A 26,598-nucleotide genomic window follows, 5' to 3' on the forward strand; every position below is an offset into this window, starting at 1 on the left:
AAGAATTTATTTGTCTTTAATAGATTAATTAACTTTTTCAACTATTTTATTAGTAGCAATTTTAACAACCGTTTCTTTTTCACCTGTTCTATCAATCATGAAACCATGAACTTTAATATCAGAAGGTACTAACGGATGATGACGAATCATATCTATACTCTTCTCAATATTTTCACTAACATTTTCTTGTCCACTTAGCCATGCATTCAGGCTACCACTTGAAAATTCAGGCATGCAATTTTTAAAGAGATAGTCTATTTCTCTGTTATTTTTTATGGAATCACGTTGAATTTGTAGATTAACTATATCAGTTTCTTTATCCTCTATTCCGACAACAATAATTTCTTCAACTTTTTCTTGATAAATAGCAATAATAACAGATCTCATTATATCTCCATAAGGATGTACAATTACAGAATCATAGCTGTGTATAGTCAACACGTTTTCTTGTTGAATGTTAGTTACTTGTTGGATAATCGGCTCTATTCCGTGTTCAATGTCTGTTAATAATAATACTTTTTTATTCTTTGAATTCATATGGAGCACTCCTTCTTCATTATTGTATTTATGAAACTTTTAAACTAGTAACGATAGTTGATTATTCATTACATGATTGTTACCAGTTTTTCCATTGTCCTTCTGGATCAATACTTGCAAGTCTGACCCATCCATTTTGAAATTTTTCTCGAAATGTGAAATCATTATTTAGCAAACGTTCTATATATTCAATAGGCGCTTGAATTACAATTAGTAAACGAAGTGGTGAATGATACGTCTCACTATCTGACTGCATAACGGATTGCCAAGGTAAGCCTGGCAACAAGTCACTTGCATTTCCTTGCATAACACCGAGACCTGCCGTTACGGTTTGGGTTGTTTTGTTTCCACTACCATAATAATGAGGAGCTACAGTTGAAGCGTAATATTGTAAATTTATCCACTGAGCTACTGTTCCTGGCCCTGCAATGATGCTAGCTAATATATCTCCACTTCCATCCTGTTTCCAATCATAATTATGAAGGAAAGCCCTTCCTTCCAAGTCACAATCCTGAGTTAATTCTCGTTTTCCGATAATAAAAGATGCATTACGGGCTAATCCCCATTCCGGACGTATTTCACTCCAATCTTCTGCAAATCGATGTGCCTCTTTACTCGGATTTTTTATTTTCGTTTTAAAATTAGGTAATTGTGTTAAACGCTCTCTATTTGCATGTTGGCTCACACTTGGCATAACCGACTCAATACTATCAAATGCTTCTTGCGCAGTTTCCGAAAGTTCTGGGACGTAAATCCATTCCAATTCATCCACTGTTGTTTTATGTTCAGCTGCTGCAAAAATGGTGTCCTCCGGAATTTTAATGCCTTCAGCAGACAAAGCCTCTCTGACTTCTGGAAGATTACATAAAGTAGCAAAAACTCTTGCATTGAATCCCCCTGCTGCTCCGCCACAAGCACCACACTCAAGCGCTGCATCATAAGGGTTGTTCGTACTTTGACTACTATGTCCGCACATTACAACTAAAGGCGCGAATTTTTCTGTTAATCCCACCATTTTTAAAGCTTGACGCACATAGTTCACTTTTTCTTCTTTAGTAAAACCGATAGGCAGCTCACATTTTGTATCATGAACATGATTAAGTGAGAATGTCGTATCAGGTTTTTGTAACATTGTTTTGCGAAGGTTACGAATGAAACTACCTACTCTTCTTGGCACAAAACTTCTTGTCATCATTTGTAGACCAAGTAAAGGGCCACTTATCTCAGGTAGTAACATACTTGTAAGTACATTTTGTTTCATCGTTTTAAACGTATAACTTACTGAGCTGTCTATCTTCTTACGTTGTTGATAAGATTTATATTCATTTTCATCCGTGAGCTCTTTTATTTGATGTTTCGGTTTTAATATAACTGGCAAAGAAGGATGACTGTCATTACTACCTAGTTCACTAGTCGCAATTGGTAACCCAAAGAAACCAGCTATTCCAAACGTTTCGAACGGACCTAATTTTTCTAGGTGGCGACGAAACAGTTCTGAACGTACATCAATACAAAATGCTAATTGAGCTAATACACGTTTTTTATCATTAGTTGCACGTTGCTTAGAAACAATCTTTTCCCTTAATTGCTCTGCATGCGTCTGTTCCCAAGCTTCTAGCCAAAGTTTCCTGCGAATATTTTCATCAAAACGATATGCAAATGCTAATAATTCGCTTTGTTCAGCTGCAGACATTTGTGACCATTCCAGGGTTGAAATATTCCCCCAATAGATCCAAGAAGCTATAAGTGGGACAATCGCAACTTTCTTCTCAGCCTTTTGATTTTTTGTAGGTAAATAAGGTTTGACAATGGCCAGCTCCATAGAAATTCGAACTGCTAAATATTCAATCATAAGTTCCTGTTCCTGAATTGATTGTTGGGAACGCCATAGTATCATTCCTGCCCACCCAGGCAAAGCAAGCAAGTGCCCTTCAAGGTAAGCTTGCTTGTTAGATTCAGAAATTCCTAATTCAGATAAAGCTCTTGTTAAAGCTACCTCGGCATCCTCTGGCCAATCTTTTAAAATGCTACGCTCATTTTTACTGAGCGCTGGATCAAATTTAATAAGGTGATGCCATGCACGATACAAACCTTTCTCTCGATTTGGCATCGTCCAACTTGATCCGGAGTCATCCAAATATAATTTACACCATTTAATGATATGATAATTAAGAATATCAGATAGGTTTTCACCCTTTTGATTCTCTATAAGTGAACTTACAGGTTGCATAGGAGAGTCTTTCATACTTCCTGTATTTATATAACTCATTTCTTCTGCCAGTTTATTTAATTGTGGCGATGATAATAAGCTAGAAGGTAATTTCTCTAACTTTAAAGCTGCTTGGCAAAACTGCTCCGCTTTCTTTCGCGGGATATGAAAAGATTGTGAATCAAGCCAATGAGACAAGCCACTTTGTAAAAATGATTCCTTAATCTCCCCTTTCGCCTTTGCCCAATGAATCATAGCAGCACTAGGATATATATCCACATTACGAATTTCTTTTAACCAATCTGCAACTTGTTCAAATGATTGTTTTTCAAGTCCCATCCAAGGGTGATGAGCTGCAAATGTAGCAATCGGCCAAAGTGGTGCAATCACTCGGCTAGCAGATTCAACTAAATCATTCATATTATTTTCTTGTACTTCAATGTTTGTCTCTTTCTTTTTTAAAGTTTCTTTCGTTACGATTGACGGTATGCTCATCACTGATTACCTCCCTTTGATACATAATGTTTAAGATAGCTCGGATGACTTTCTACTGACTTTTGTCTCGCCTCACCTACTCGAACGAACCAAAGATACATTACAGCAAATATTGTAGAGGATTGATTACGAGTAACGAGAGTACTAATAGCACTACCAAATAATAAGAGACATATAACAAAAATAACGGCTGAAACTGAAGGTTGAACATTTTGATACATGTCAGTATGCAACCATTTATAAAGAGAATTATGAACGGTAAAGTAAATGAGAGAAAATCCAACTAAAATAAATACGCCAACAATTCGTCCCATTCTTCCCTCTCCAAAAACAACAAGTTGTTTCCATGAAAAGTATAATGACCACCCTAAGATGAACGCACTAACTAATTCATACCCTTCTCCAGAAGTCGTAAACCAAAAAGCAATCGCTATAAATAATCCGAAAACACGTCCGACCATAATCCATAAATCAGATATCTTTTCATTAGACTGCTTCACTGCCCCAAAACGTTGTACGGAAGAACCAGCTTGTAAAAACAATGTAGCTTTAAACAAACCATGTAAAATTAAATGAATAACAGCCGCCAAATAAGCTCCTAATGCGCATTGAATAAGCATAAACCCCATTTGTGCAATAGTTGACCCCACTAGCTGACGTTTATAATCAACCTGAACTAGGCTAATTCCTGTTCCGATTAAGACAGAAATACTAGAGAAAATTAGTAAAATGATTTGTGCCATATCATCATGAAAAAGAGGTGAAAATCTAGTTAACATGATACCGCCAGCATTTACTAACCCCGCATGCATAACAGCAGAAACAGGCGTTGGAGCAACAGCTGACTCAATTAACCACCTTTGAAAAGGCCATTGTGCTGCTGGAATCATCACAGCTACTATAATCAATAAGTTGACCCCCGTTTTTTCCAACGTTCCAAATTGAGCTACATTTTCATTCGTTAAAACTGATGTTAACTGCCACTGTCCAGTAATTTGAAAAAGCCAAATGCTAGCTGCTAGCAAGGCAATCCAGCTTATTGTAAATAAATAACTAGAAATTTTTGTTGCTTCACTAACTACTTTCCACCCTTTATTTAGCCCTATGAGTAGAACCAATCCTATAAGAGTTGCTCCCCAACAAATAATCATGAAACGAAGATCATCACTTAACCATGCAACCGAAGATACACCTGTAGTAAATGTAAAAAGTGCAAAGTATTTTCGATATGAGCGATCTCCCAGTAAGTAACGTATAGAAAAACGCTGAATGACTAAACCAATTGTAAGAACAAAGAAAGCCATGAACCAAGCTAAAGTATCTAAATGCCAAGGCCCAACAACTCTCTCTCCATTGTGATTAACAAGTGCGAGTAAAGAAACCAATGAAGGCAAAGCAGCGATACCAATATGGATATGAACAAAACGTAAAGGCATCCTTGCATGTAAAAACAATAATCCACTTAGCCAAGAAGCGCTAAGCGCCATAAAAAATAATGTTAACAGTGTTGATGAACTCAGCGAAATTAACATGTACAATACCCCCTTCTAAACGAAAATAACCTATAAAAATTTCTTTTAAGACAGTTTTTTAATTTCAATTTCCATTCACTCTTTTCAGTGCATCGTTTTTTCCCATAAAAAAAACCGACAACTTCCATAATTCAATGATTTTATATCATCATTGAATTATGGAGATTGTCGGTTTCACTTCAACTAACTTCAATAAAGTTTTTTGAAGAGCTCCCATTTTATAGAGGATAATAATGTATGTATTACTCCTGTTAAAAAGAAAAGTATATTTCTGATCTCCTAGATTATGCAATCAATATATCAATTTATGTTATGTGCTATATTTTCATTAAGAAACTTTTTCATTTAGTCAATATTACATATAAAAAAATGCTAAAGCCTTAATTATAGCAAACTGTTAAAATGAGCATCTATCAATTTTTTAAAACAATTATAAGATAAACCATATTAAGCAGTTTGTCAATTTCTTTATCAGTTTTTTAAGAGTTATTTGAATTACGATTTATTATACCTAAATAACTTCAAGTTTTTAATTATTAGCATGTTAATAAAGTTAAATAAAGTGCAAAACTTGTAGGTTTCTTAATCCTCCCACTAACCTTAAGGTATTTTTTATTTTTAAAATTTTTCCTCAAGATTATGAAGCAATTTAAAAATCATTACTCGTTCGCCTGTACGGGAGCTTATATCCGTATGAAAACTTTTCACTTTCTCTCCAGTTAATTCTAGTATAATCTCTTTCAAATCATCAATTCCAGATTCAACTAGCTCCGAACGATTTTTCTTTATCGTTAACATACCGTCTTTTGTTTCGCAAACAGTATATTCAGCCGGCGTTAAAATACCTTGTAAATTTACGATAATCATATCCCGTAATATATCTGTCTTAACTGATATAGACCCGCGTCCTAAGTAGTCCTTTTCCCAATGAGTAATTGCTTTGCTTATCTCTGATTCAATAGAGCCTTTTGAGCTTTTCATCTATGTATCCTCCTTCAATAAAATAAATTTACAATAACAATATAATAATCTGGATTGATTTTATTTTCAATTATTGAGAAGAATTTATTGGGATTGTTGTAAGGTATCCTTTCATATCATAGTGATTTTTTATATTACAATATAGATTTTTTCATCATTCCCAACAAGATACTCTTACTATAAAGGCTCTGTTGCATAGTTTTCTAAAAAGGTCATTGTGGGGGAGTTGTATTTTCTTAGCTTGATAGCGATGGGACAGGACCCCTGTACGTTAAGAGATTAGGTTGTATATTTGAGGAGATGTACGAGACAGGTGTGAATTTAGGGTAATCTAATATTTTCCATTCAAATATGATAGAATAGAAGTATATCCAAAACGGAGGAATAACAAATGAACTCAAACACAAAACAGTTTATTTATGATATCCAGCAACGAAAAAACAATTATATAGAAAATGCTTTAATAGCAATACAACACCCTAAAAAAGAGCAATCTGAACAGGTCATTCAAAATATAGTAGAGAAGATGGATATGATGATTAGTCTAGTTACTACGTACATGAGGATTGAATCTGGATCTACGAAAGAATTAAAAGAACTTCAGAAAGAAATTATCCATGCTCAAGCATATATCCAAAAACGAAAATTTGAAGAAACACAGAGATAAAACCCTGTGTTTTTATTTGATGCTCTATGACGCTAATTTGATTATTGTTTTGGCATAATCCATACAATTTGTTGAATGCGTACAATATATGGCACTGTATCTTCAATGAGCAAATGATCGGGTTTCACATCCTTTAATTTACCTCTTATATTTCCTCTTACAGTTTCAATAACCACATGTTTACCAATTACTGATTGTAATGTCTGATATACATAGGGATTAGGCACACTTACCATATTTTGTTTACTAAAGTCATTTCCCTCCAAATAACTCATTCTATAAGACTCCTTTCTAACTCGCATTCTTTCTCCTAATATATGATGTAAATCTTATAAATATGCTAGAAGGATAATTCATTATATGAACGGAAATAACATTTTAATAAGATACGGTTTCTATTTCTACATTGCTAAAAAATTATTTATATAAAGTTACTTTTACTAGTTAATAGGTGATGATATAGGGATATTTTGAATGTACATCTAGGTTGTTCCTTTCAGGATATGTATCATTTTAAATACGCCCTTTATTAGAATAGTACTCATACTTTTTTTGAGATTCTTTCGTAATACGTGCGTTAAGTAAAATTGCTAACAATAAAAATACTCCATATTTTCCCCCTGTAGCTCCTATGATAATCACACTACTACAAACAAGTACAATTAATAGGATAAACGAAACTAAATAAATACGATCATAATTCTTTGACATCTTCTCGTATTTTATGCGTTCTTTCCTTGCATCCATCTAAATTCCTCCTTTAAATAATCCATTTCACTCTCAAATAAATCTAGCCCTTAAAAAGGAAACAATCTATCGTTTTAAATAATTAGTTTGTTTTTTATCAACTAATTTATATAACGTAAAAAGAAATCCTACCAATATTAAGCTCTCCACCATGATAATCCCGACCCTCTCCTTCCTTTTAATCCCAACAAATCAGATAAAAGTTATGTATATCCCATATTAACTGCAACAAGCAAAAAGGATCCCCCTTCTCTTAAAGGCCGATCCTTTTCTCCTTGTATGCAACTATTTTTACCTATTCTTGATTAATTAGAATAATAGCTGGTCCATCTACACGAATTCCACCAACTTCGATTTTTTCATAAGACTCAACTGTAATAGAGATGATCCCTTCTCGCTTCTTTAATTCATTACTTAATTCTTTTGTTAACATTTTTTTCATGTGTGTACTCCTTCTTACTGCTTAATTTACTATTGGTATGTAAATAAAATTTAAATTGGTTTCCTGGTCTGGAAACCAATTTTTTGTAGTTGACCATATGGTGTTACCAGTTCGTTTATCAATTTTACGTAAAGAAGATAAACAATTACTATTCACCGTCTCAGTAGATATAAGGACTCTTACAGATAGTGGTGAGATTGATTGTTTTTTCTTCTAGAAATAATGACTTAGATAGTATATTACCTAAAACACTGAAAGCCCTACCTCTCTTTCATCCTTACGGCTCCTTGTCCGTGCCAGTGTGAATCAGGATTGTAAAAATCAAGTGACTATTTAATCGAGTTATTTGATGAAACTTCAAACGTTCGTAAAAGAAATTTAAAAATAAAAATGGATTAGATTGAAGTAATAACAAAAGAGGTATCTACTCTAAAAGTGAGTTGAAGAAATTGAATATCTTTGAAATACTTTCCTTTTAATAATCATCATATACCCAGAAAATTCAGGATATTTCCGAGGGATGTCATACAGTATTTATAATAAATCTCAACAGAAACTTTTTATTTGTTTTTCAGTGATTCCTTTAATTAATTCTAGCTCACTGACCAAAAATTTATATGCATCATCCAACAATTTTTTTTCGCTTGTATTCAGTGCTTTTTCCTTCTTTATACGGATTAAATCACGTATAACTTCAGCACCTTCTTGTATTTCACCCGTTTTTATTTTATCTGTGTTTACTTTATACCTTTGTTTCCAAGGCATTAATTCGCCTGATTCTCCATGCTGAAAAATGTGTATAATGCGCGTTAATGTAAGTATATCAATAACTGGGCGTATATTCGAACTCAATATTTTGCCCTTAGGAATCATGATTTGCATATTACTAAGGGACATTTTTATGACATAATAAAGTTGCTTTTTCCCTGAGAACTCTTTTTCTTCTATGGCTTCAATTATACCTGCTCCGTGCATTGGATAAACAATGTTATCGCCAATTTGAAACATATAACCCACCTCCATATGTGGTAACCTTCTCAAGCTTAACACATATGTTATTTTTTATCAAATATTCAATAATATCATGAGTTTATTTTTAGTGTCAATCACTTTTTTCTTCGGAAGTTAAATTAAGGAAAACAGCCGCAAAATAATAGAGAGCGTTCTAGATTTCAAATAAAAGAAAAGGGAATTCCCACGCGTATATTCTGAAATCTCTACTCATTAACGTAGATCAGTTTTTCCTTGAAAACGGCCAAATCGATCCCGTATTTTTTTCAATCTTATATGATACTCCAAAATCTCAATTCTTGCTTTTTCTGCTAGAGGGGCCATTGGTCGTAAGTCTTTTAACCCCCAATACTCAACCACTACATCAAGTACTTGATCAAAATATTGTAGTGGCCCATAGTTTGCTTCTTTTGCAATCACAGCCATTCTATTTTCAAAATCAGGCATGACGGCACCTGGCATTTTAAAATTCCTAATCACATTGGCAATATGGTAGCAATAATTTGGTTCCAATTCTAAATGTGTTCGAATAACGTCTCGATAAAACGCATAATGAAGTGTTTCATCTTTTGCAAGACGGCGTAATAATGTAGCAAGATCTGGATCATGCTTACTTGCCACCTTAGCTACATTATTGTAAAACACCATTGTTGCAAGTTCTTGTAGCGTCGTATACGTCATGGCTTCGATTGGTGTATGAAAATCAGGCTCAAATCCACACTCAACGACTGATTTTCTTAATTCATGTATACGTTTAGGGTTTACACTTCGAGTGAGTAGTAAATATGTCTCTAATAAATTCGAATGTTGATCCTCTTCTGAGGTCCAAGTATGAATAAAGTCTGTAATAACAGAAAGGGAACCTTTAAAAGTCGCAGATAAATACGTTGTAAACCATGGTAAATTCACTTCTGTTAATAAAGCTGTTTCAATGGCGGTAATTACACCAGAAGGGAGAGTAACTTGACTTTCATCCCAAGGAACTCTTTTAAAGTCCATTCCCTTATCCCATGGTAAAAACTCATGATAACCCCAGTCTATCTTCTGCGCTCTTATTTTATGTTGTTCATACAGTTCTTTTAAACGTGGTTCTAATCGGAAATCTAAATCATTTGTTAGCATATAAGTGCCCCCTTTTCTTACCATGAATATTCAGCTTATTTTTATCTCTAAAAATTTTCTACAAATAAATATTACTTTCCTTTTTTTAAATCAAACATAACAAACTTGTAACAAAACTCTTTAAGAGCGCTATATTTTCATAGGATTTTTTTATCAAAAGAGGGACCGTTACACCTATTTTCTTTTTTATAAAATAGATATTGAGGCAAACAATATGTTAGTTAGTCAAAATAAAAACTAACCTCAGTAAATACAGAATAACATTCATGGATAAAGATAATCGTCATGTTGTAAATTTTGGTGAGTGTAAAAAGGTGCATGCCTATAAAGAATCGTTTTATAATAAAGATTGATAGTGTTTTATATACACTATCAACTTATTTAGACGTAAGATTATAATTCAATATATTAGATTAAGCGCTTGAAAAAAATATAGTTGATGAGATAGCCTTAAACGACAATTCCCAACAAGCTTAATGCACATTGGCTATGATGAGTTCGACCAAATTTTGTGAAACAGTATACAAAAAAAGGGAAGAGGCGATAAACATGCAGTCAACGGAAGCGCATATGAAGGAAAAACAACGTAGAGAAAAAATAGAAATTATATTTAGTCACAGGGTAAAAGGAGAGAATTTTTTTCACGGTTCTTCCTATCAATGGAAAAACATTGTATATCAAAATTATAATAGGATACAACAAAAAGAGTTGGAAATTGAACAACTCATTTCGAAAATGGAAAAAGAAGGGATCCGTTTTACGCAGCACCGTTCACTCATACATTATCCCGTCATTGATTTCGTAAAATATATAGCTAAGATTTATAAGGAGCCCCTCGAAATAAAATAATCATATTTATAAAAGGTTTATTTCCGGGGGGTTTTTTAACTTAAAACCAGGGGTACCGCCCCATCGCTATCAAGCTAACAGAACAGATTGCCCCCTAAACGAAAATTTTGTGGCTTTTTTAGCGCGGAAGTTCATTATTATCGTTTTTTATGTTTCTTAACTTGATAGAGGTGTGGTGGATCCCTTTTTTTAGAAGTAAATACTTCTAAAACCTTGAAGTATTTGAAAATCAATTTTATCTGCTTTTGTCCTTTGAATTATAAAATCTAATCCATTTTTGGTATTGTCCGCATATTTAGGCATTGCTTCAAGAGTATCTGTCAACGGTTTGTTGAAATCGTCCCAATGTATTGGAATAACAAGCTTCGGTTGTACTTTTCGTACAGTTTGCTCGTAATACGTATTTTGGAAAGTACTTTCCTGCTTTCCTAATACCCCTATTCCTAAAAACAAGACATCAGCTCGAATATCATCTAATACCCCTTCTATATAGTTAGCACTTGGTTTAACAAGGAAAGTTTTATTATTATACATAATCAAGTAATCATATGAAGAGTCTTCATGATAATCTAGGGCTTTAGCTGGTTGTTTAAGTGGCTTTTTTATTTTTTCTCCTTCATCAAAGGTTGGTGAATGTTTTGATGGAAGGACAGTAACAGTAAAATCACCAAACTTCATAGCCTTATTTACTTCATATACAGACATCTGGTTCTTATTTATATCACCAACAATACCTATGTTAATTGCTGATTCTGAACCATATACATGTGTTCCAGTTCGTTTAGCTATATAAGCTAAATCAAACGCATGATCATAATGTGTATGTGCAATAAATAATCCCTTAAGTTTATTATTATCTGCCCCTATTTGATTAAAAACTTTATCCACAGTATCTTCATCTGTTTTTATATTGCTGAACAACATTTTTAGTAAGGATGGCCTAGAGATAAAACCATCAATCATTAATTGTGTATTTCCATCATCAAATAGTAAAGATGATGTTCCTAAAAATGTGACCTTTACCTCGCCCTGATTCAATACTTTTTGTGTTGTTTTTGGAGCATAATACGCCTTGTATTGTTGAATATCTGCTGAAGGTGTTAAAAACTTATAATAAACGAAAATAGAAGCGATTATTACTAGTACTAATAATCCTATAAAAAACACTCTTAATTTTTTTCTTAATGTGTATTTCAAAAAACATTCTCCTTTCTAGACAAAAGATATTATTATTTGACTGTGCTAAATCCTCCTACTTGAGGTTACCACAAAGTATCTATAAAATTAAAAAAACGCCATCCTTTCCTATGATTCTACAGAAAGAATAGCGTATTTGTTCTTTTTATGGATACATTTTTTTAGCTCGATGGCGATGTGGTGTTACCTCAAATATAATTATTTTATTTGAAGGTCTCTTTTAAATTTTTTTCAAATCTTTTCATAGGTTGATATACAAGGACGTGTAGTGATAAACCTATCACTGCAGTAATGTTTAAAATAATACTTATAATCATTAAAGACCATTCTATAACTGGAGAAAAGTATCCGTTCGTACTTAATGTGGAAGAACTTACACCTAGTATTAAAATCACTATTAGTAAAGGTAAGTTTTTAACCAATTTGAATCCCCCCTTTAAACACAATATCTTTATATTATTATATCACACACTAGGTTATGTAATTAATATAAGATAGTTATCTATGGGAATTTAACATATTTTTTTCGTTTTGGGGGTAACCTATTTTTTAGCTTGATAGCGATGAGGTAGCGCTACATGCCCATCAAGCTAATATTTTGCAGTACCCCCAAAATGAAATCTCTATCTATTGATAGTTATTTATGTAAGTTCGGCTCTTTTTGAAACAACTGATATCTCAATTTGATGATTATATGACGGTACCCCATATCTACCAACTTAAGAATACTAACTCCCTCTAAAAGTAAAAATCATTATTACTTTTAAACAAACTAGATTATTAGAATAGAAAACGTTTTTTCTTTACAGTTCATAGTCAAAATCAAATTATTCCTCCATTAAAAAGCCCTTAAAATAAATTTTTTCTCAATACCTATTTTTTGCTAAAAAATGTATATTTTATACAGATGATATCTTAATTCATCTAAAATATTTATTTAAAAAAACGGGAATGAGAAAGGATTGATTTATATGAATAAAAAAAAGAGCGGCAGGTTACAAAAGTCAATAAAGGTGTTTGCGACATCCGCTATTTTAGCAACCACGTTATTTGCACCTATTATGACAAACAATTTAGATGTACATGCTGAAACTGCACAAACTGCAACTCAATATGAACAAAGAGAGTTTGACTTGCCAGGTACAGGTAGTTTTTGGGATGAAGCAAAAAGAGAAAAAAGAGGTGAGCAAAAAAATTATATGCCAACTGGAATTTATATAAAACCTAACGAACAGGTTACTATTACAGTATCAGGAACGCAAAAGATTAGAGCCATTATTGGGACACATCAATATGATAAAGAATGGGGAAAAGAAATTGATCTTTCTCCTGGCTCTAATACCATCTCTTCTCCAAACGGCGGCGTATTAGGGTTTGATAATTATCAAGGTACAGGAACAGTTAAGGTGCAGGTAACACAAGGCGGTAGTCCTATTCCATTTTTTGAATTAGGGAAACACACGAAAGATGACTGGATTGCCATGATGAACAAATATCCAGATGCACATGCGGTACAATTGAAATCAGAACGAGCAGTACTAACTGTAACTCGTGATAGTGCCAATAAATATATTGTAAATCAAGATCCTGTTCCTCTCTTAAATAAATATGATGAAATGATTCGGGCACAAGATCGGATATCGGGGTTATCTGAAACAGATCCTAATCCTTTACATCGTTCAACTCGTCGTATTTGGGCCTTTGTAGAAAACCCTAACGCACAAAGTTGGGGCATGTATGCAAGTTGGGATGGAGCCGTCTTTACGACTGCTGGTGAAGCAATCAAAAGTACTTTAAATGTCAATGAGTTTGGATGGGGACAAATGCATGAAGCGGGACATGCACGACAACAATATCCATGGACTTGGAATGATTTAAGAGGTATGGGTGAAGTAACTGTTAATCTATATTCTTTAGCTGCAGACAAGAAATTATATCCAAATAAACCAACACGTTTAGAATCAGAGGGAGATTATAATAGAGCCTTTGCTTATTTGAAACAAACGAATAAAGAATATAAAAATATAGACGACCTGTTTGTAAAACTTGTTATGCTTTGGCAGCTTCATTTGGCATATGGGGATGAGTTTTATCCAAACCTTCACAAATTATATCGTGAGATACCAGAAGATCAACTTCCAAAAACAGACGAAGATAAAATACAAGCATTTATTTACAATACATCAAAGGTAGCAAAACAAAACTTACTTCCATTTTTTGATCAGTGGGGATTAAAGGCGACCCAAGAAACGAGACAAAAAGTAGAAGCTTTAAATAACCCAACATTAATTGCACCTATATGGGAAGCAACGGATGCTAAACCTGTTAAACCACTTGCTGTATTGTCTAAAAAAATAATGAAGGCAAGTGCAAATAGTGAGGAATCAACGGGTTCAGCTAGTAAGGCGATAGATGGAAAAACAGATACATTTTGGCATTGTAGTTGGACACCAAATCAATATCCTTACAATTTGACACTAGAACTTGGCGATACACGTACCATTTCACAATTGGCATATCTTCCAAGGCAAGATGGGTCAGAAAATGGCCGTATTTTAACTTACAATATTTATACGAGTGTAGATGGCGTTAAGTATGACAAAATATCATCAGGAACATGGGAAAATAATAGTAATAAGAAACATGCAACATTTAATCCTGTTACTGCAAAATATGTAAAAGTAGAAGTAACAAATGGACAAAATGGATTTGCTTCAGCAGCTGAAGTAGATATTTTGGGATATTAATTATTTAAACAAATGGCTGAGGTTCTTCAATTGATTGAGAGACATAAAACATCGGTATCAAGCTAAAAAAGTGTATCCGTAAAGCAAAAAAAAATGCTATTCTTTTTGTAGAATCATAGAAAAGGATGGCGTTTTTTATGTCTGTTTCTGTGTCTGATGAATTACAACTATTTGCTCAAGAGATTCAAAGTTTTTTTATCTCCAAATACCTTACGGAATCTTGCTAGAGATGTTGGTTTCGTACAACGAACCAGTAAGTACCAAGCAAAAGATTTAATAGCTTTATGTGTATGGGTGAGCCAAAATGTAGCTATGACTTCTTTAACTCAATTATCTAGCTGTTTAGAAGCATCAACAGCAGTACTTATCAGTCCTGAGGGACTGAATCAACGATTTAATAAGGCGGCCGTCCAACTTTTACAACACCTACTAGCCGAACTATTAAACAAAAAATTGACCTCATCTATGCCCATTTCTTCACCATATACTTCTGTTTTCAAGCGTATTCGTATTTTAGATTCAACTGCATTTCAACTTCCAGATCCTTTTTCATCCGTTTATCCAGGTGCAGGAGGATGCAGTCATACAGCGGGAGTAAAGATTCAGCTTGAGTATGATTTATTAAGTGGACAGTTTCTTCATATTCATACAGGTCCAGGGAAACAACATGATCGAACCTACGGTTCCCTGTGTGTTCCAACTGTGACAGCGAATGATTTATGTATCCGAGATTTAGGGTATTTTCATTTGAAAAATCTTCAACACATACAAGATAAGAAGGCTTATTATCTCTCACGTATCAAATCGAATACACGTATTTATCAAAAAAATCCTAATCCTGATTATTTTCAAGATGGCAGAATCAAGAAAGGTACAGAGTATATCCAGATAGATGTGGAGGTTGTAATGAACTCTCTTCAACCAGGACAAACATGTGAAATATCCAACGCTTATGTAGGAATGACTGATAAAGTCCCAACTCGTGTGATTGTTCATCGACTAACAAAAGAACAACAACAAAAACGATTACAAGATCAAACTGTAAGAGAAAAAAAGAAAGGAATGAAGTATTCTAATTCGCTTGTTCAATCTCCTACAGCAAAACGGGCGAAAATCCCATAGGTATGAGAAAAAAACAGTCTTTGATATTTTAGGCATCGTATACAATTATTCCATGTCTCATACTCATGCAGCTTAATTTTAAAAAAGCAAAACCCATTAGGGTTTATTTCGTATGCAATTCTTTAAATAATATACAATTAGTCATTAGAACATAGGGATTTTCTCACCTGAAATTAATTTTACATAACCTTAGCTTGATAGCGATGGGGTACCGCCAGCAACCTAAGAAAACAACATGCTAAGGAGTATACTAGATTTTATACAGTTTTTCTGCTAATCCAGTAACCCAAAAACCATACCAGGATAGGAATGTATAAAAAATGAATAGAGTTATCGAAAAAGAAAAAGTGGATTTCTTTTGAGAGTGTGGATTCGCTTTTTTCTTGCTACTAATAATAGGACATTATGTTAACCCCACATGTATACAATATGTATTTTTCTACTAAAAACATAAGATAATAAAACATTTTACTTTACCAATCATTGATGTTAAAATCGTGATTTGTAATAAAATGGATTACACCAGTACTTTCCCTACTACCCTACTACCCTACTACTAATAGTTATTTAAAACAAACCAGGTAATTTAACACTTAAATATTTAGGAAGAAGGCTCAGAATGAAATTAAATAATGAAAAAGATGGCATTGTGTTTGCAGTACTTTCTTATATTATGTGGGGTATTACTCCAATTTACTGGAAGCTTATTCAACACGTATCTTCAGGAGAAATTCTAGCACAACGAGTCTTTTGGTCCTTTATTTTTATGCTTGTACTTTTATTTTTCATGAAGAAATGGTCTACATATGTTGAATTCATGAAAGAAATTGTTAAAAATCCAAAATTAGTTTGGTCACTTATTATTGCTTCTGTACTGATTAGTTCAAACTGGGGTATCTTTATGTGGGCAGTGCTTAATGGAAAAATATTAGAAGCAAGTCTTGGTCAATACATTAATCCTTTAACAAGTATGTTAATCGGTGTAATCGCATTAAAAGAAAAGTTAAGTGGTTCTCAAATTCTTGCATTTATATTAGCAGGCATTGGTGTATTAACACTAACGTTCCATTATGGTGTGATTCCTTGGATTTCTCTTAGTTTGGCGCTTACCTTTGGATTTTATGGTTTAGCCAAAAAAATGATTAAAACAGATTCAGTCATTGGATTAACACTTGAAACGATGGTAATTTCGCCTATTGCGTTAGTATATTTGACTTACTTGATGTTTCAATCTCAAATACAATTTTTCAATTCTGTTTCAACCAGTTTATTATTAATAGGGAGTGGCATAGTAACAGCTCTACCACTTTTATTATTTACAAACAGTGCTAAAAAAGTTTCATTATCTATGCTTGGTATTCTCCAATATATTTCACCAACTCTGTCACTAATAGCCGGTGTTTTTCTTTATAACGAAACGTTAACAAAAGCTCATTTTATAACTTTTACCTTTATTTGGTTAGCCCTTGTGATTTATACTTTTTCTTCCATAACAAAGTCAAGTAAAGAGAGTAAAAAATAAATGAGTTTAACTTATAAATAATGAACTACCTGTAACGAAAATTATGTAAATAAGCTGTCCATATGGGCAGCTTATTGTATTTTTGCTTAGCGTTTTTTTGATGCATGTTGAATTGATGGTATTTTTGTACCAAGTACAAGTATGAATGCAACAAGTGCTAATCCTGAACATAGAAGAAATAGATAATAGAATGAAAATGATTTTATTACCCAAAGATCTAATACTGGTCCTAAAGCCATGTCATTGCTTCTCCACGAAGAGATCGTGGAATACATCAATCACAGCCTTTTCTATCGAACTTGTAGCAACTGCCCAGCTGATTCCATGGAAAATATGTAAAATCACTAAGCATATAGCCCCTGTTATCCAAGTATACAAATACATTGTCTTTACAAATAATACTCAAACATTTTTGCAACCTTTTCTTTTATTTTTTCTTTTATAGATAATTGGTTGACGTCAGAGGATGTTACTTGCTTTGAATTTTGTAAGTCTGCATTAATCACTGGTTTTATTCTCGAAATATAGATAGGGTCATGAATATAACAGTTCATTTCTTCATTTAAATGAAACGAGCGTGAATCAAAATTCACGGTCCCAACCATCAATACTTTTTCATCAATCAAAAATACTTTACCGTGTAACACCCCATTTTTGTAACCATATACTTCCATCCCCTGTTTTAATGCTTTTCGGATATATGGATATGCTGCTTCTTTAACTAATAGTGCATCCGAATGAGGTGAGAATAGAATTTTGACACGGACTCCCCTCTTTCTTGCATCTACTAATGCGTTCCAAATAGTTCTGTCTTTTGGTATAAAATAAGGTGTTAATATAATAATGGATTCTTTTGCTTGTTGAAACAGCATTTTATAATCTTGCCCAAGTTTTTCTCCACTATAATATGCAGTAAATCGTTGCGAGGTTGCTCCCTTTTCCTTTACCGCATTGTGTATCGGAATCGGTTTCTCTGAGTTTCTCTTCCAGTCTAATACAAATTGTTGTTCTAAATCTTGAACTCCTTCTCCTCGTATTTGAAGATGATAATCTCTCCAATAACCAAGTTTTTCTTTTTCCCCCAAATACTTCTTTCCGATGTTGAATCCACCAATGTAACCAACCTTTCCATCAATAACTGAAATACGACGATGATTCCGATGATCCAAAGAAGAAAAAAGATAAGGGAAAGCAGGTTTATTGTAATATGTAAAATGAACTCCTTTTTTAACTAATAATTCTCTTTCCTTTTTCTTTAGTAAAATTCCACCTAACCTGTCCAAAGCATAGTATACTTCTACACCTTCTTGACTTTTTTTCCGCAATAACTCTAGAAACTGATGGCTTACTTTATCATCAGCAATAGAAAAAAAGTTAACATGCACGTAATGCTTTGCTTTCTCTATATCTGAGAATAGTTGATTGTTTAACTGTTTCCCATCTGTATACAAAGTAATATCACTTTGACGCATAGGGTATTGACTAGAATTCTGGCTAAATACCTCATTTTTTTCGGCTATCGTTCTGTCAATTTCACCCCAAACAAACAGAACTAAACATCCACCGATAAATAAAAAGAGGAATACTCGGAAAATTCTTCCTATCTTTTTCAGCATATTTAATCTCCTTTATATATTATCGTTTTATTTCTGTTAGTTTTTGTTATTGGGACAAAACTATTCCATGCATCTATTAGCTAAAAAAATCCTTCTTTGAATGATTAACTATAAAATTTCTCATTCGCATAACCCTAAAATTGGAATTCGTACGACGATAACAAAATAGGCACTCTATATTTTGAAGTACATTTACAAGGAGGAATACTACATGACAGTAAGTACTAAACTTAAACAAACTATCGCTGGATTAAAGAGTGCTCAAGCATGCCTAGAAGGATTTGTTCTTGATACTGATAACAAGCAAGCAAAACAATTATATAAAGGTGCAGCACAACAAGCTCAAGAAATTATTGAATCTTTAAATCCTCGTCTTCAACAAATTGAACATGAAGAGCCTCAGTACAAGTAATAACATAATACCTTTCACATAGAATATCGTCCCATGGAAGAGTGCCCAGCTTAAATAACGATTATCATAATGCTAATTACGATTAAAGGGTCTCACCATATTGCCATCAATTTAAGAATTCAAAATTACCCCAAAACGAAAAAATTGGCATCCTCAGGTGAAAATGTACATTTTTTTGTTTTTGGGGTACTTCAAAATGTTGGGTTGATGGGCATTTGATACTATTTTTTATTATGCATCTCTAAATTTTAGAGAATGTTTACAGCTGTAATTTTGCAGGTTGAAATAGCAAACCTAACGATTGTAGTTGGATTTATAGGTAAAGTACCTAGAACTATACCAAGACCTGTTTGTTCCACGTTAAAATCTACTGCAGTAGAACCAGTACTTGCTAAAAGATTCACTGTAGAACCAATAAGCGTATCTAGTAATTCCCTAATTGGTCGTTCGCGACAATCACATTCACATCCTAAGTCTACAGGTGGAAGTAATGTTATAGATGGCCCCGGCGGTAAAAAACCTACCCCTGTTACATCAGAAATATTGACTACAAAGGATGTGGAACCATCTGTAACTGTAACTAAAAAATCATTTACAGAAGTAATAGTAAATAAAAAGAAAAGTGGTGGAGCGTTTGGTGCATCTGCAATAGTGCCAAGAAGCACTGTTTCCCCAATAAGTTGTTGTAAAACATTCTGCATAGGTAAAACACAGCAATCACAAAGGCAACCTTCAGTTGCTCCTGTTGGACCTGTTAAACCTGTTACTCCTGTTGGACCTGTTGGACCTGTTAAACCTGTTACTCCTGTTGAACCTGTTGGACCTGTTGGACCTGTTACTCCTGTTACTCCTGTTGGACCTGTTGCTCCTGTTGGACCTGTTGAACCTGTTACTCCTGTTACTCCTGTTACTCCTGTTGGACCTGTTGCTCCTGTTGGACCTGTTGAACCTGTTACTCCTGTTGCTCCTGTTACTCCTGTTGCTCCTGTTACTCCTGTTGCCCCTGTTGCTCCTGTAGGGCCTGTAGGGCCTGTCCCTCCCGTTGGGCCTGTTGGTAGAGTAAATGGTGGAATTGGTGGAAGTGTAGGACCAATTAAATTTGAATTAAATGCATTAGCTTGAAGTATTTTGTTTTTATCAAACATGTAACTACCTCCTACAGATATACTTTATTATAGGAATATATACAATTAGCCTTCATAAAATTTATTTATCACCATATAATATGCTATATCTTTACTATTGTGTGTTTTGTGATGATCCAATGATAGTATTTGTGTATTAATAGTAAATTTGGTTCTGGCGCAAAGAGTGCACCCATTCGAAAGAGGTATATAGAATTTTAATGAAGCCTGTTCTTGTGGGTATTTCACAACATGCCTATCAAATTAAGCGACTTTAATAGCCCTAAGTAGAAAAAATACGCTATTCTTTCTGTAGAATCATAGGAAAGGATGGCGTTTTTTATGTCTGTTTCTGTGTATGACGAATTACAACTATTTGCTCAAGAGATTCAAAGTTTTTTATCTCCAAATACCTTACGGGATCTTGCAAAAGATGTTGGCTTTGTACAACGAACCAGTAAGTACCAAGCAAAAGATTTAGTAGCTTTATGTGTATGGTTGAGCCAAAATATAGCTATGACTTCTTTAACTCAGTTATCTAGCTGTTTAGAAGCATCAACAGAAGTACTCATCAGTCCTGAGGGACTGAATCAACGGTTTAATAAGGCGGCCGTCCAACTTTTACAACACCTACTAGCCGAACTACTAAGCAAAAAATTGGCCGCATCTATGCAGATTTCTTCTCCATACACTTCTGTTTTCAAGCGTATTCGTATTTTAGATTCAACTGCATTTCAACTCCCGGATATATTTTCATCGGTTTATCCAGGTGCAGGAGGATACAGCCATACAGCTGGGATAAAAATTCAACTTGAGTATGATTTGTTAAGTGGACAGTTTCTACATATTCATACAGGTCCAGGTAAACAACATGATTGCACTTACGGCTCTCTGTGTGCCCCAACTGTGACAGCGAATGATTTATGTATCCGAAATTTAGGTTATTTTCATTTAAAAGACCTTCAATATATACCAGATAAAGAGGCCTACTATATCTCTCGTATCAAGTCGAATACACGTATTTATCAAAAAAATCCTAATCCTGATTATTTTCAAGACGGAAGAATTAAGAAAGGTACAGAGTATATACAGATAGATATGGAGACGTTAATGAGCTCCCTTCAACCAGGAAAAACATGGGAAATAGCTGATCCTTTGATAAAGTCCCAACTCGTGTGATTGTTCATCGACTAACAAAAGAACAACAAAAAAAACGATTACAAGATCAAGTTGTAAGAGAAAAAAAGAAACAATCTTGCTTATCATTGACGTAACACGGGCTTAGCTTGATAGCGATGGGGTACCGCCACATACCCATCAAGCTAAAGATGTATATTCCATGCACTTCCGTTCTTGATGCTCACATGCTTGATATTTTTATTTGTTTTTAAATTTTGCTTTTGATTAAAAGGGAAAATATACACTATAAAAATAAAACCCCAATATCTCTATATTAAAATCGAGAAATCGGGGTTTAGTCACGAAACAATAGTTTTTATTTAAAACAGATAACTAATTAATAATCCTGCCGATAATAAGAAGCCAAAAATCGTATTTGTCATCGCTGTTGATTTCATTGCGATGCGCATATACCCAGGATCCTTTGCTCCTTTTTGGAAACTTTGAATTGCAGAGATTGGTTTTCTCAAACCTAGGAACATAACTAATGCCCAAGGGCTTATATAACCCATCAATACAATCACCGCGATCCATAAATAAGCAATGAAAAAGGCTACAGCTAGTGTTACTATTGCTTTTTCTCTACCGAGGAGGATTACTAATGTCTTTCTTCCACCTTTAATATCCTCTTCGATATCTCGGATGTTATTCGACATGTTGATTGCACCGACTAAAATTCCAATTGGAATGGAAATCAATACACTTTCAATTGTTATCGTATTCGTTTGAATAAAGAAAGCGATGAGTACAAAACATGTCCCCATTAACAATCCAGAAACTAATTCTCCAAATGGAGTGTACGCAATTGGTAATGGACCACCTGTATATAAATAGCCAACCGCCATCCCAATTAAACCAATGACGACTAACCACCAACTGCTATTCATACAAATATAAACTCCAATAATTGCTGCTACTACATACAATAAAAGCGCAACTGTTAACACATTTTTTGGTTTCAATCCGTGACGGACAATTCCACCACCGATGCCAACAGAATCAGCGGTATCTAATCCACGTTTGAAATCATAGTACTCATTAAATAAGTTCGTTGCGATTTGCAATGCTAAACATGCAACCATCATCGCAATAAATAAAAGCCAATGAATGTCTGTAACATAAAGTGATGCTACTGTTCCTAAAATTACAGGAGAAAACGTCGCCGTTAATGTATGCGGGCGCGTCATCTTCCATATTAATTTAGCGGAACTAATTTCTTTTTCTGTCCCCATAAATCTGTTCAATCTCCCTACATTTTAAGTATAAATTACTAGCAGTATCTTTCTATCTATTTTCTGCTTCACATCTATTATATCAAAAAAAGAATTGGCGATAGAACTTTAATGCTCTTGCTTGCACGATAACTTTGCATCTAAATATCATTTTTTCTAATATGAGGTGGTACCCCTAATACCCCAGAAGAAAAAGAAGAGTTTGAATCCTTTAACGTACAGGGCGTTCCATATATCATTGTAAAAGATCATGAAAATAACATTCAAAAATTAATTCTTGGATTCAGCACCCAATCATTAGAAGAGGCTATTTTATAATAATCATCCCCAAAAAAGAAACGAACATATATGTTCGTTTCTTTTTTATCGTGCTTAATGCTCAAGAAAACTTATAATCGCATAAGTATATAGAACGACTAGAGCAAAGGCACATATTCCCATAATTATAATCGCTAGTGCGCTTTTCTCTTGTCTAAACCCTATAATTCCAAGAATAAATGCACTCAACATTGTTACCTTAAGCATTGTAGAAAGGTTGGGAATTGAATATCCACTCAACCAGGTAGAGAAACTTACAATTACAGAAAAAGAGAACAAAGTTAGAACAATAGATAATATATTAATGTGCTTCCCATACTTCAGTTGCATTTCGCTAGCCTCTTTTCATTAGTGAATAATAGGTAGGTGGCTATTATTTTTATTTTATTCTAAATTTTCTTGAAAATATACAACAAAAAGAAGAGGTTGTCCCAAAAAGTCGCTGAATAGTTACTTTTTGGCAACCTCTTTTCTTTATTTTTTACTTTCCTCTAGTTTAGAGATACTTGTTTCTTTTTCAGGTAACGTATCAAGAAAATCCGTTGCTCAAATGCGAACAACGGACCTTCTTTATATGAACCAATGTAAAACATCCTCAGCAATCTCTTCCGGTCTATCCCAATGCATTAAGTGCCCTGTATCTCTATAGAGCTTAGTCGTAATATCAATATGCTTCCTAAATTCTGCAATTTGCAATTCCCTTATTTCTAAATAATTATGTGGGAGATCACAATACAATAATAAAATATCATTTTTAATTTCATGCGGTTTCAACGTTTTATACACCGTATATTGAAACTTAATTACACTTCTAGCGGTATCGCCAGTAGCATGCCATTTCACTTTATTATCTTCTTCTCGCATTAAGTCATAAACCGCACATTCTATTAATGGTGACCACCTGCTGTAAACCATTTTTTCTGATTGGATGAATGCTTCTTTACTGTCAAAAATGTATTCATCAAAATCTTTTTCGTAATGGGTGATTTCTTCTTCTAATGATCGCGGTGGACACTCTCCTTCTTTCGCACCTTTATATAGCTTCGCAAAATAATCTGCATTCATTTTGCCATGATGATAACCACCATCTAACAATACCATTTTATTCACTTTTTCTGGACATTCTGCTGCATAGTGAAGCGCAACGCTTGCTCCCCATGAATGTGCTACTATATGAAATGTTTCTTTTCCTAGCTGCTCAAGTAATGCTACTACCCATTTTGTTAAATGAGATGCACCGTAATCTTCATCCTTCCCGAAACTTGGTGTTTTCCCATGTCCAGGTAGATCAAACGATACAATATGAAATTTATCTTTTAAAAGTTCCGCTATTTCTATAAAACTTAATTTTGTACTTCCTAGACCATGAAAACAAATGATTTGAGGATTACTTTTATCTCCCCATTCACAAACACTTGCTTCATATTCACCAAATTCTACAAAAAAGTGATTCATTTTTAATCTCCTCTAATTGTTAGATATAAATTAGTTTGAATGTAAAATTGTTTTTTCATAATAAATAAATTCAACAAAATTATCCAAATCCATTTTTCGTAAATAATTTTTATAGAATACGAGAGTTAGAAAGCACCAAATGCTTATCATTTCAGTTAATGGTTAGACTACATCTTCACGCCTATGAAATTAATATAGTTTAATAATTGTACTATACGTCTATCGTAAGTGTGATTTTTCAAAGTTTTATCCAGTCCATTTTTTGCTATTTGTTTTCTTTCTTGTACATGTTCCAAATAATACTCCGCTTTTTGTATAAACTCCCGTGCACTATTAAAAGTTTCTATTTCAACACCTGGTATGTAATGCTTTGCTACATCTGGTCGTATATCAGTTAATTGAAAAGAACCTACAGCATTGATTTCAAAAGTCCTATTATTTACTGAATATGCTTGGATGTTTGCGGCATTACAATTCAATTCTTTATCATTTGGTGAACGGTGTAAATTTATATTGATTTTAGTCGATACGTAAAATTGCAATGCATCCTCATACTTCGCAAGTGGCAATAGTTGTATTTTATCCTTTAATCTTTCATAATTCTTTAACTTCTCCCAACCGAACCCCACAATTTTTATATTTTTTTCTGCTAAATACTCTGAAATAGAATCAACAAAGGTAAGTCTATTTTCAAATGCTGTGCCTATAAAACTAAGATCATACTTATATGTATCTTCTTTCTGAGAAGGTTTAAACACATCTTGATTTGCTGCTAACGGAAGATGAAACACATTCTTACATCCTAACCCTCTATAAAACTTGATACAATTTAAATCTTGCGTAAATATGTAATCATAATACGGCACAAGATGTTGTGTTACATCCGTATAATACGGATCATCTGTCAGCCAAAGTCCAGTAGTAAAACCCGCACTCTTTAGTACTGGCATGACACTAATAATTCCCTCGTTTAAACCACCGAGTACCAAAATAAAATCCGGTTTCATTTTTAATGCGGTTTCTATCGCTCTTTCTGGGTTCACCATAATTGTATTACTGTTTACCTTTTGTAAACTATTCAAAATTGCTGCTTCGATCATTGGGTAATAAAAAGGAATTCCTGATTGAATAAATAAAATTTTCTTAGGCGTATTGTCTTTCATGTCATCCCCCCTATTTCTACATAATCAAAGTGCACGAAAATTAGCAGTCTTTATTCATTTTATGACATCTTACTTTACATGTATAAGCAACGTTTATGTCCATTATGTTGCACTTCCCTCATTTTAGAAGCTGTCACGAAAGGAATAAAATTAGGTTATATTCAGCCCAATTATTAAACATAGAGAATGAATACATAAAAAAAAAAGAGCCTGCTCGTATAAGTTGGCTCTTTCTCTTTTACAATATCTAATACGCTATACAGCAAAAAAACTATGATTACGGTCAAATTACTTCCAAACAACACCTCGCCGCTCATATTCCATTCTATATTCAACAGCAGCTGCAATTTTAGAACTTGCGAATCTTTCCGTGATCCAAAGTCCTAAATCAACTCCTGAAGTAACTCCTCTTGCGTTAATAACATTCCCTTGATCCACAATTCTGTAAGGAAGCAGTTCTGCTCCATATTCACTCATTTCATTCTGCGCCAAATGATGCATTGTCGCCTTTTTATCATTCAATATACCGGATGCAGCTAGTAACATACCTCCAGTACAAACTCCAGCAACGATCGTTCCTTCATTGTGCATCTCTCTAATTATTTTAGTCAAAGTACCAAGCTCAGCTTCCTTTCGCGCCCCATGTTCAGCTTTATGATTCCAGCCACCACCAGGCACAATTAATAAATCTGGACGATTATCCATTCGTAAAAAATCATGTAGTTTGATCGTAACTCCGAACGAAGTAGTAACTTCTTGTTTTCGTTCACTTGATACGAGTTCAACCGTAAATGGAGCCCCTTCTTCTATCGCTCTTTTCAGTACTTCAAAAGGTGCAAAGGAGACAAGTTCTCCGAAACCGTCAAACAATACAATTTGTATTTTCATTTTTTGAACACCTCATATGCTTTCTTTTTCG

Annotated in this window: 23 protein-coding genes and 3 pseudogenes; 7 read left to right on the forward strand and 19 right to left on the reverse strand. The window is 33.8% G+C overall.

Annotated features, from left to right (window positions below; translation table 11 throughout):
• Positions 1-24: 24 nt before the first annotated feature.
• The 4 genes from ACU8YW_RS15545 to ACU8YW_RS15560 all read right to left on the reverse strand — a co-directional run bounded on the left by ACU8YW_RS15545 (position 25) and on the right by ACU8YW_RS15560 (position 5,754).
• A complete protein-coding gene (locus tag ACU8YW_RS15545) occupies positions 25-537 on the reverse strand; it encodes a carbonic anhydrase (protein WP_088063912.1) in 513 nt (170 codons plus the stop codon).
• A gap of 79 nt (positions 538-616) precedes the next feature.
• On the reverse strand, positions 617-3,241 hold the full coding sequence (locus ACU8YW_RS15550; RefSeq protein WP_426934603.1) for a DUF2309 domain-containing protein: 2,625 nt from the start codon (positions 3,239-3,241) through the stop codon (positions 617-619).
• Entirely contained in the window at positions 3,241-4,773 is a 1,533-nt protein-coding gene (locus ACU8YW_RS15555) for an NADH dehydrogenase subunit 5 (protein ID WP_426934602.1), read from the reverse strand. The genes ACU8YW_RS15550 and ACU8YW_RS15555 overlap by 1 nt, the downstream gene beginning before the upstream one ends.
• Before the next feature lie 618 nt (positions 4,774-5,391).
• Positions 5,392-5,754 (reverse strand): Na-translocating system protein MpsC family protein, encoded by a 363-nt coding sequence (locus ACU8YW_RS15560; protein WP_001968557.1) that lies wholly within the window; start codon positions 5,752-5,754, stop codon positions 5,392-5,394.
• Between the two features lie 391 nt (positions 5,755-6,145).
• On the opposite strand from ACU8YW_RS15560, the gene ACU8YW_RS15565 reads away from it, so the two are divergent.
• Positions 6,146-6,421, forward strand: a complete 276-nt coding sequence (locus ACU8YW_RS15565; RefSeq protein ID WP_001087713.1) for a hypothetical protein — start codon at positions 6,146-6,148, stop codon at positions 6,419-6,421.
• A 41-nt stretch (positions 6,422-6,462) separates the two neighbouring features.
• Here ACU8YW_RS15565 and ACU8YW_RS15570 read toward each other — a convergent pair whose 3' ends face one another.
• From ACU8YW_RS15570 to ACU8YW_RS15590, 5 genes are all read right to left on the reverse strand, one after another.
• Complete coding sequence (locus tag ACU8YW_RS15570; protein ID WP_000120818.1) at positions 6,463-6,696, reverse strand: YuzF family protein; 234 nt, start codon at positions 6,694-6,696, stop codon at positions 6,463-6,465.
• Positions 6,697-6,934: 238 nt separating this feature from the next.
• Positions 6,935-7,168: a hypothetical protein gene (locus ACU8YW_RS15575; RefSeq protein WP_000340034.1), complete on the reverse strand. Its 234-nt coding sequence runs from the start codon at positions 7,166-7,168 to the stop codon at positions 6,935-6,937.
• 295 nt (positions 7,169-7,463) lie between these two features.
• Entirely contained in the window at positions 7,464-7,610 is a 147-nt protein-coding gene (locus tag ACU8YW_RS15580; protein ID WP_000738548.1) for a BC1881 family protein, read from the reverse strand.
• A 546-nt stretch (positions 7,611-8,156) separates the two neighbouring features.
• Positions 8,157-8,618 (reverse strand): CarD family transcriptional regulator, encoded by a 462-nt coding sequence (locus ACU8YW_RS15585; protein WP_000486301.1) that lies wholly within the window; start codon positions 8,616-8,618, stop codon positions 8,157-8,159.
• A gap of 216 nt (positions 8,619-8,834) precedes the next feature.
• Positions 8,835-9,743, reverse strand: a complete 909-nt coding sequence (locus ACU8YW_RS15590) for an acyl-ACP desaturase (protein WP_264461137.1) — start codon at positions 9,741-9,743, stop codon at positions 8,835-8,837.
• Between the two features lie 549 nt (positions 9,744-10,292).
• On the opposite strand from ACU8YW_RS15590, the gene ACU8YW_RS15595 reads away from it, so the two are divergent.
• Positions 10,293-10,592, forward strand: a complete 300-nt coding sequence (locus tag ACU8YW_RS15595; protein ID WP_001191994.1) for a hypothetical protein — start codon at positions 10,293-10,295, stop codon at positions 10,590-10,592.
• 189 nt (positions 10,593-10,781) lie between these two features.
• On the opposite strand, the gene ACU8YW_RS15600 is transcribed toward ACU8YW_RS15595, so the two are convergent.
• Together ACU8YW_RS15600 and ACU8YW_RS15605 are read right to left on the reverse strand one after the other, a co-directional pair.
• On the reverse strand, positions 10,782-11,789 hold the full coding sequence (locus ACU8YW_RS15600; protein WP_426934601.1) for an MBL fold metallo-hydrolase: 1,008 nt from the start codon (positions 11,787-11,789) through the stop codon (positions 10,782-10,784).
• Between the two features lie 203 nt (positions 11,790-11,992).
• A complete protein-coding gene (locus ACU8YW_RS15605) occupies positions 11,993-12,211 on the reverse strand; it encodes a hypothetical protein (RefSeq protein ID WP_000240392.1) in 219 nt (72 codons plus the stop codon).
• Between the two features lie 549 nt (positions 12,212-12,760).
• On the opposite strand from ACU8YW_RS15605, the gene ACU8YW_RS15610 reads away from it, so the two are divergent.
• The 3 genes and pseudogenes from ACU8YW_RS15610 (at position 12,761) to rarD (ending at position 17,180) form a co-directional block, all read left to right on the forward strand.
• Positions 12,761-14,536: a M60 family metallopeptidase gene (locus ACU8YW_RS15610; protein ID WP_088063916.1), complete on the forward strand. Its 1,776-nt coding sequence runs from the start codon at positions 12,761-12,763 to the stop codon at positions 14,534-14,536.
• Positions 14,537-14,673: 137 nt separating this feature from the next.
• Positions 14,674-15,734 (forward strand): annotated as a pseudogene (locus tag ACU8YW_RS15615) (IS4 family transposase).
• A 543-nt stretch (positions 15,735-16,277) separates the two neighbouring features.
• Positions 16,278-17,180: an EamA family transporter RarD gene (rarD, locus tag ACU8YW_RS15620; RefSeq protein ID WP_426934600.1), complete on the forward strand. Its 903-nt coding sequence runs from the start codon at positions 16,278-16,280 to the stop codon at positions 17,178-17,180.
• 92 nt (positions 17,181-17,272) lie between these two features.
• Here the strand turns inward: rarD and ACU8YW_RS15625 are convergent.
• A pseudogene (locus tag ACU8YW_RS15625) lies at positions 17,273-17,582 on the reverse strand (MFS transporter); the annotation flags it as partial.
• Positions 17,570-18,796, reverse strand: coding sequence for a phospholipase D-like domain-containing protein (locus tag ACU8YW_RS15630; RefSeq protein ID WP_097907762.1), 1,227 nt, complete (start codon positions 18,794-18,796; stop codon positions 17,570-17,572). The pseudogene ACU8YW_RS15625 and the gene ACU8YW_RS15630, both read right to left, overlap by 13 nt.
• Before the next feature lie 211 nt (positions 18,797-19,007).
• On the opposite strand from ACU8YW_RS15630, the gene ACU8YW_RS15635 reads away from it, so the two are divergent.
• Positions 19,008-19,208, forward strand: coding sequence for a DUF1657 domain-containing protein (locus ACU8YW_RS15635; RefSeq protein WP_000218931.1), 201 nt, complete (start codon positions 19,008-19,010; stop codon positions 19,206-19,208).
• Positions 19,209-19,456: 248 nt separating this feature from the next.
• Here ACU8YW_RS15635 and ACU8YW_RS15640 read toward each other — a convergent pair whose 3' ends face one another.
• The gene (locus ACU8YW_RS15640; RefSeq protein ID WP_426934599.1) at positions 19,457-20,353 is read right to left on the reverse strand and encodes an exosporium leader peptide-containing protein; all 897 of its coding nucleotides are present in this window, start codon (positions 20,351-20,353) and stop codon (positions 19,457-19,459) included.
• 321 nt (positions 20,354-20,674) lie between these two features.
• Between ACU8YW_RS15640 and ACU8YW_RS15645 the strand changes: the two are divergent.
• A pseudogene (locus ACU8YW_RS15645) lies at positions 20,675-21,582 on the forward strand (IS4 family transposase); the annotation flags it as partial.
• Positions 21,583-21,831: 249 nt separating this feature from the next.
• On the opposite strand, the gene menA reads toward ACU8YW_RS15645, so the two are convergent.
• The 5 genes from menA to ACU8YW_RS15670 form a co-directional block, all read right to left on the reverse strand.
• Entirely contained in the window at positions 21,832-22,743 is a 912-nt protein-coding gene (gene menA, locus ACU8YW_RS15650) for a 1,4-dihydroxy-2-naphthoate polyprenyltransferase (protein WP_000536390.1), read from the reverse strand.
• Positions 22,744-23,115: 372 nt separating this feature from the next.
• Complete coding sequence (locus ACU8YW_RS15655; RefSeq protein WP_088610352.1) at positions 23,116-23,391, reverse strand: hypothetical protein; 276 nt, start codon at positions 23,389-23,391, stop codon at positions 23,116-23,118.
• Between the two features lie 240 nt (positions 23,392-23,631).
• Complete coding sequence (locus ACU8YW_RS15660) at positions 23,632-24,516, reverse strand: alpha/beta fold hydrolase (protein ID WP_426933994.1); 885 nt, start codon at positions 24,514-24,516, stop codon at positions 23,632-23,634.
• 167 nt (positions 24,517-24,683) lie between these two features.
• The gene (locus tag ACU8YW_RS15665) at positions 24,684-25,679 is read right to left on the reverse strand and encodes a CgeB family protein (protein ID WP_088063943.1); all 996 of its coding nucleotides are present in this window, start codon (positions 25,677-25,679) and stop codon (positions 24,684-24,686) included.
• Positions 25,680-25,967: 288 nt separating this feature from the next.
• Complete coding sequence (locus ACU8YW_RS15670) at positions 25,968-26,567, reverse strand: DJ-1/PfpI family protein (RefSeq protein ID WP_088063944.1); 600 nt, start codon at positions 26,565-26,567, stop codon at positions 25,968-25,970.
• Positions 26,568-26,598 lie beyond the last annotated feature (31 nt).

The sequence above is a fragment of the Bacillus pretiosus genome (assembly GCF_052947655.1).

Bases quoted from the DNA above. Each gene is read 5' to 3' on its own strand.
- menA (WP_000536390.1), bottom strand. From the start codon at position 22,743: ATGGGGACAGAAAAAGAAATTAGTTCCGCTAAATTAATATGGAAGATG.
- rarD (WP_426934600.1), top strand. From the start codon at position 16,278: ATGAAATTAAATAATGAAAAAGATGGCATTGTGTTTGCAGTACTTTCT.
- ACU8YW_RS15580 (WP_000738548.1), bottom strand. From the start codon at position 7,610: ATGAAAAAAATGTTAACAAAAGAATTAAGTAATGAATTAAAGAAGCGA.
- ACU8YW_RS15570 (WP_000120818.1), bottom strand. From the start codon at position 6,696: ATGAGTTATTTGGAGGGAAATGACTTTAGTAAACAAAATATGGTAAGT.
- ACU8YW_RS15630 (WP_097907762.1), bottom strand. From the start codon at position 18,796: ATGCTGAAAAAGATAGGAAGAATTTTCCGAGTATTCCTCTTTTTATTT.
- ACU8YW_RS15660 (WP_426933994.1), bottom strand. From the start codon at position 24,516: ATGAATCACTTTTTTGTAGAATTTGGTGAATATGAAGCAAGTGTTTGT.
- ACU8YW_RS15545 (WP_088063912.1), bottom strand. From the start codon at position 537: ATGAATTCAAAGAATAAAAAAGTATTATTATTAACAGACATTGAACAC.
- ACU8YW_RS15640 (WP_426934599.1), bottom strand. From the start codon at position 20,353: ATGTTTGATAAAAACAAAATACTTCAAGCTAATGCATTTAATTCAAAT.
- ACU8YW_RS15585 (WP_000486301.1), bottom strand. From the start codon at position 8,618: ATGTTTCAAATTGGCGATAACATTGTTTATCCAATGCACGGAGCAGGT.
- ACU8YW_RS15565 (WP_001087713.1), top strand. From the start codon at position 6,146: ATGAACTCAAACACAAAACAGTTTATTTATGATATCCAGCAACGAAAA.
- ACU8YW_RS15610 (WP_088063916.1), top strand. From the start codon at position 12,761: ATGAATAAAAAAAAGAGCGGCAGGTTACAAAAGTCAATAAAGGTGTTT.
- ACU8YW_RS15670 (WP_088063944.1), bottom strand. From the start codon at position 26,567: ATGAAAATACAAATTGTATTGTTTGACGGTTTCGGAGAACTTGTCTCC.
- ACU8YW_RS15665 (WP_088063943.1), bottom strand. From the start codon at position 25,679: ATGAAAGACAATACGCCTAAGAAAATTTTATTTATTCAATCAGGAATT.
- ACU8YW_RS15575 (WP_000340034.1), bottom strand. From the start codon at position 7,168: ATGGATGCAAGGAAAGAACGCATAAAATACGAGAAGATGTCAAAGAAT.
- ACU8YW_RS15655 (WP_088610352.1), bottom strand. From the start codon at position 23,391: ATGCAACTGAAGTATGGGAAGCACATTAATATATTATCTATTGTTCTA.
- ACU8YW_RS15550 (WP_426934603.1), bottom strand. From the start codon at position 3,241: ATGAGCATACCGTCAATCGTAACGAAAGAAACTTTAAAAAAGAAAGAG.
- ACU8YW_RS15590 (WP_264461137.1), bottom strand. From the start codon at position 9,743: ATGCTAACAAATGATTTAGATTTCCGATTAGAACCACGTTTAAAAGAA.
- ACU8YW_RS15560 (WP_001968557.1), bottom strand. From the start codon at position 5,754: ATGAAAAGCTCAAAAGGCTCTATTGAATCAGAGATAAGCAAAGCAATT.
- ACU8YW_RS15595 (WP_001191994.1), top strand. From the start codon at position 10,293: ATGCAGTCAACGGAAGCGCATATGAAGGAAAAACAACGTAGAGAAAAA.
- ACU8YW_RS15635 (WP_000218931.1), top strand. From the start codon at position 19,008: ATGACAGTAAGTACTAAACTTAAACAAACTATCGCTGGATTAAAGAGT.
- ACU8YW_RS15555 (WP_426934602.1), bottom strand. From the start codon at position 4,773: ATGTTAATTTCGCTGAGTTCATCAACACTGTTAACATTATTTTTTATG.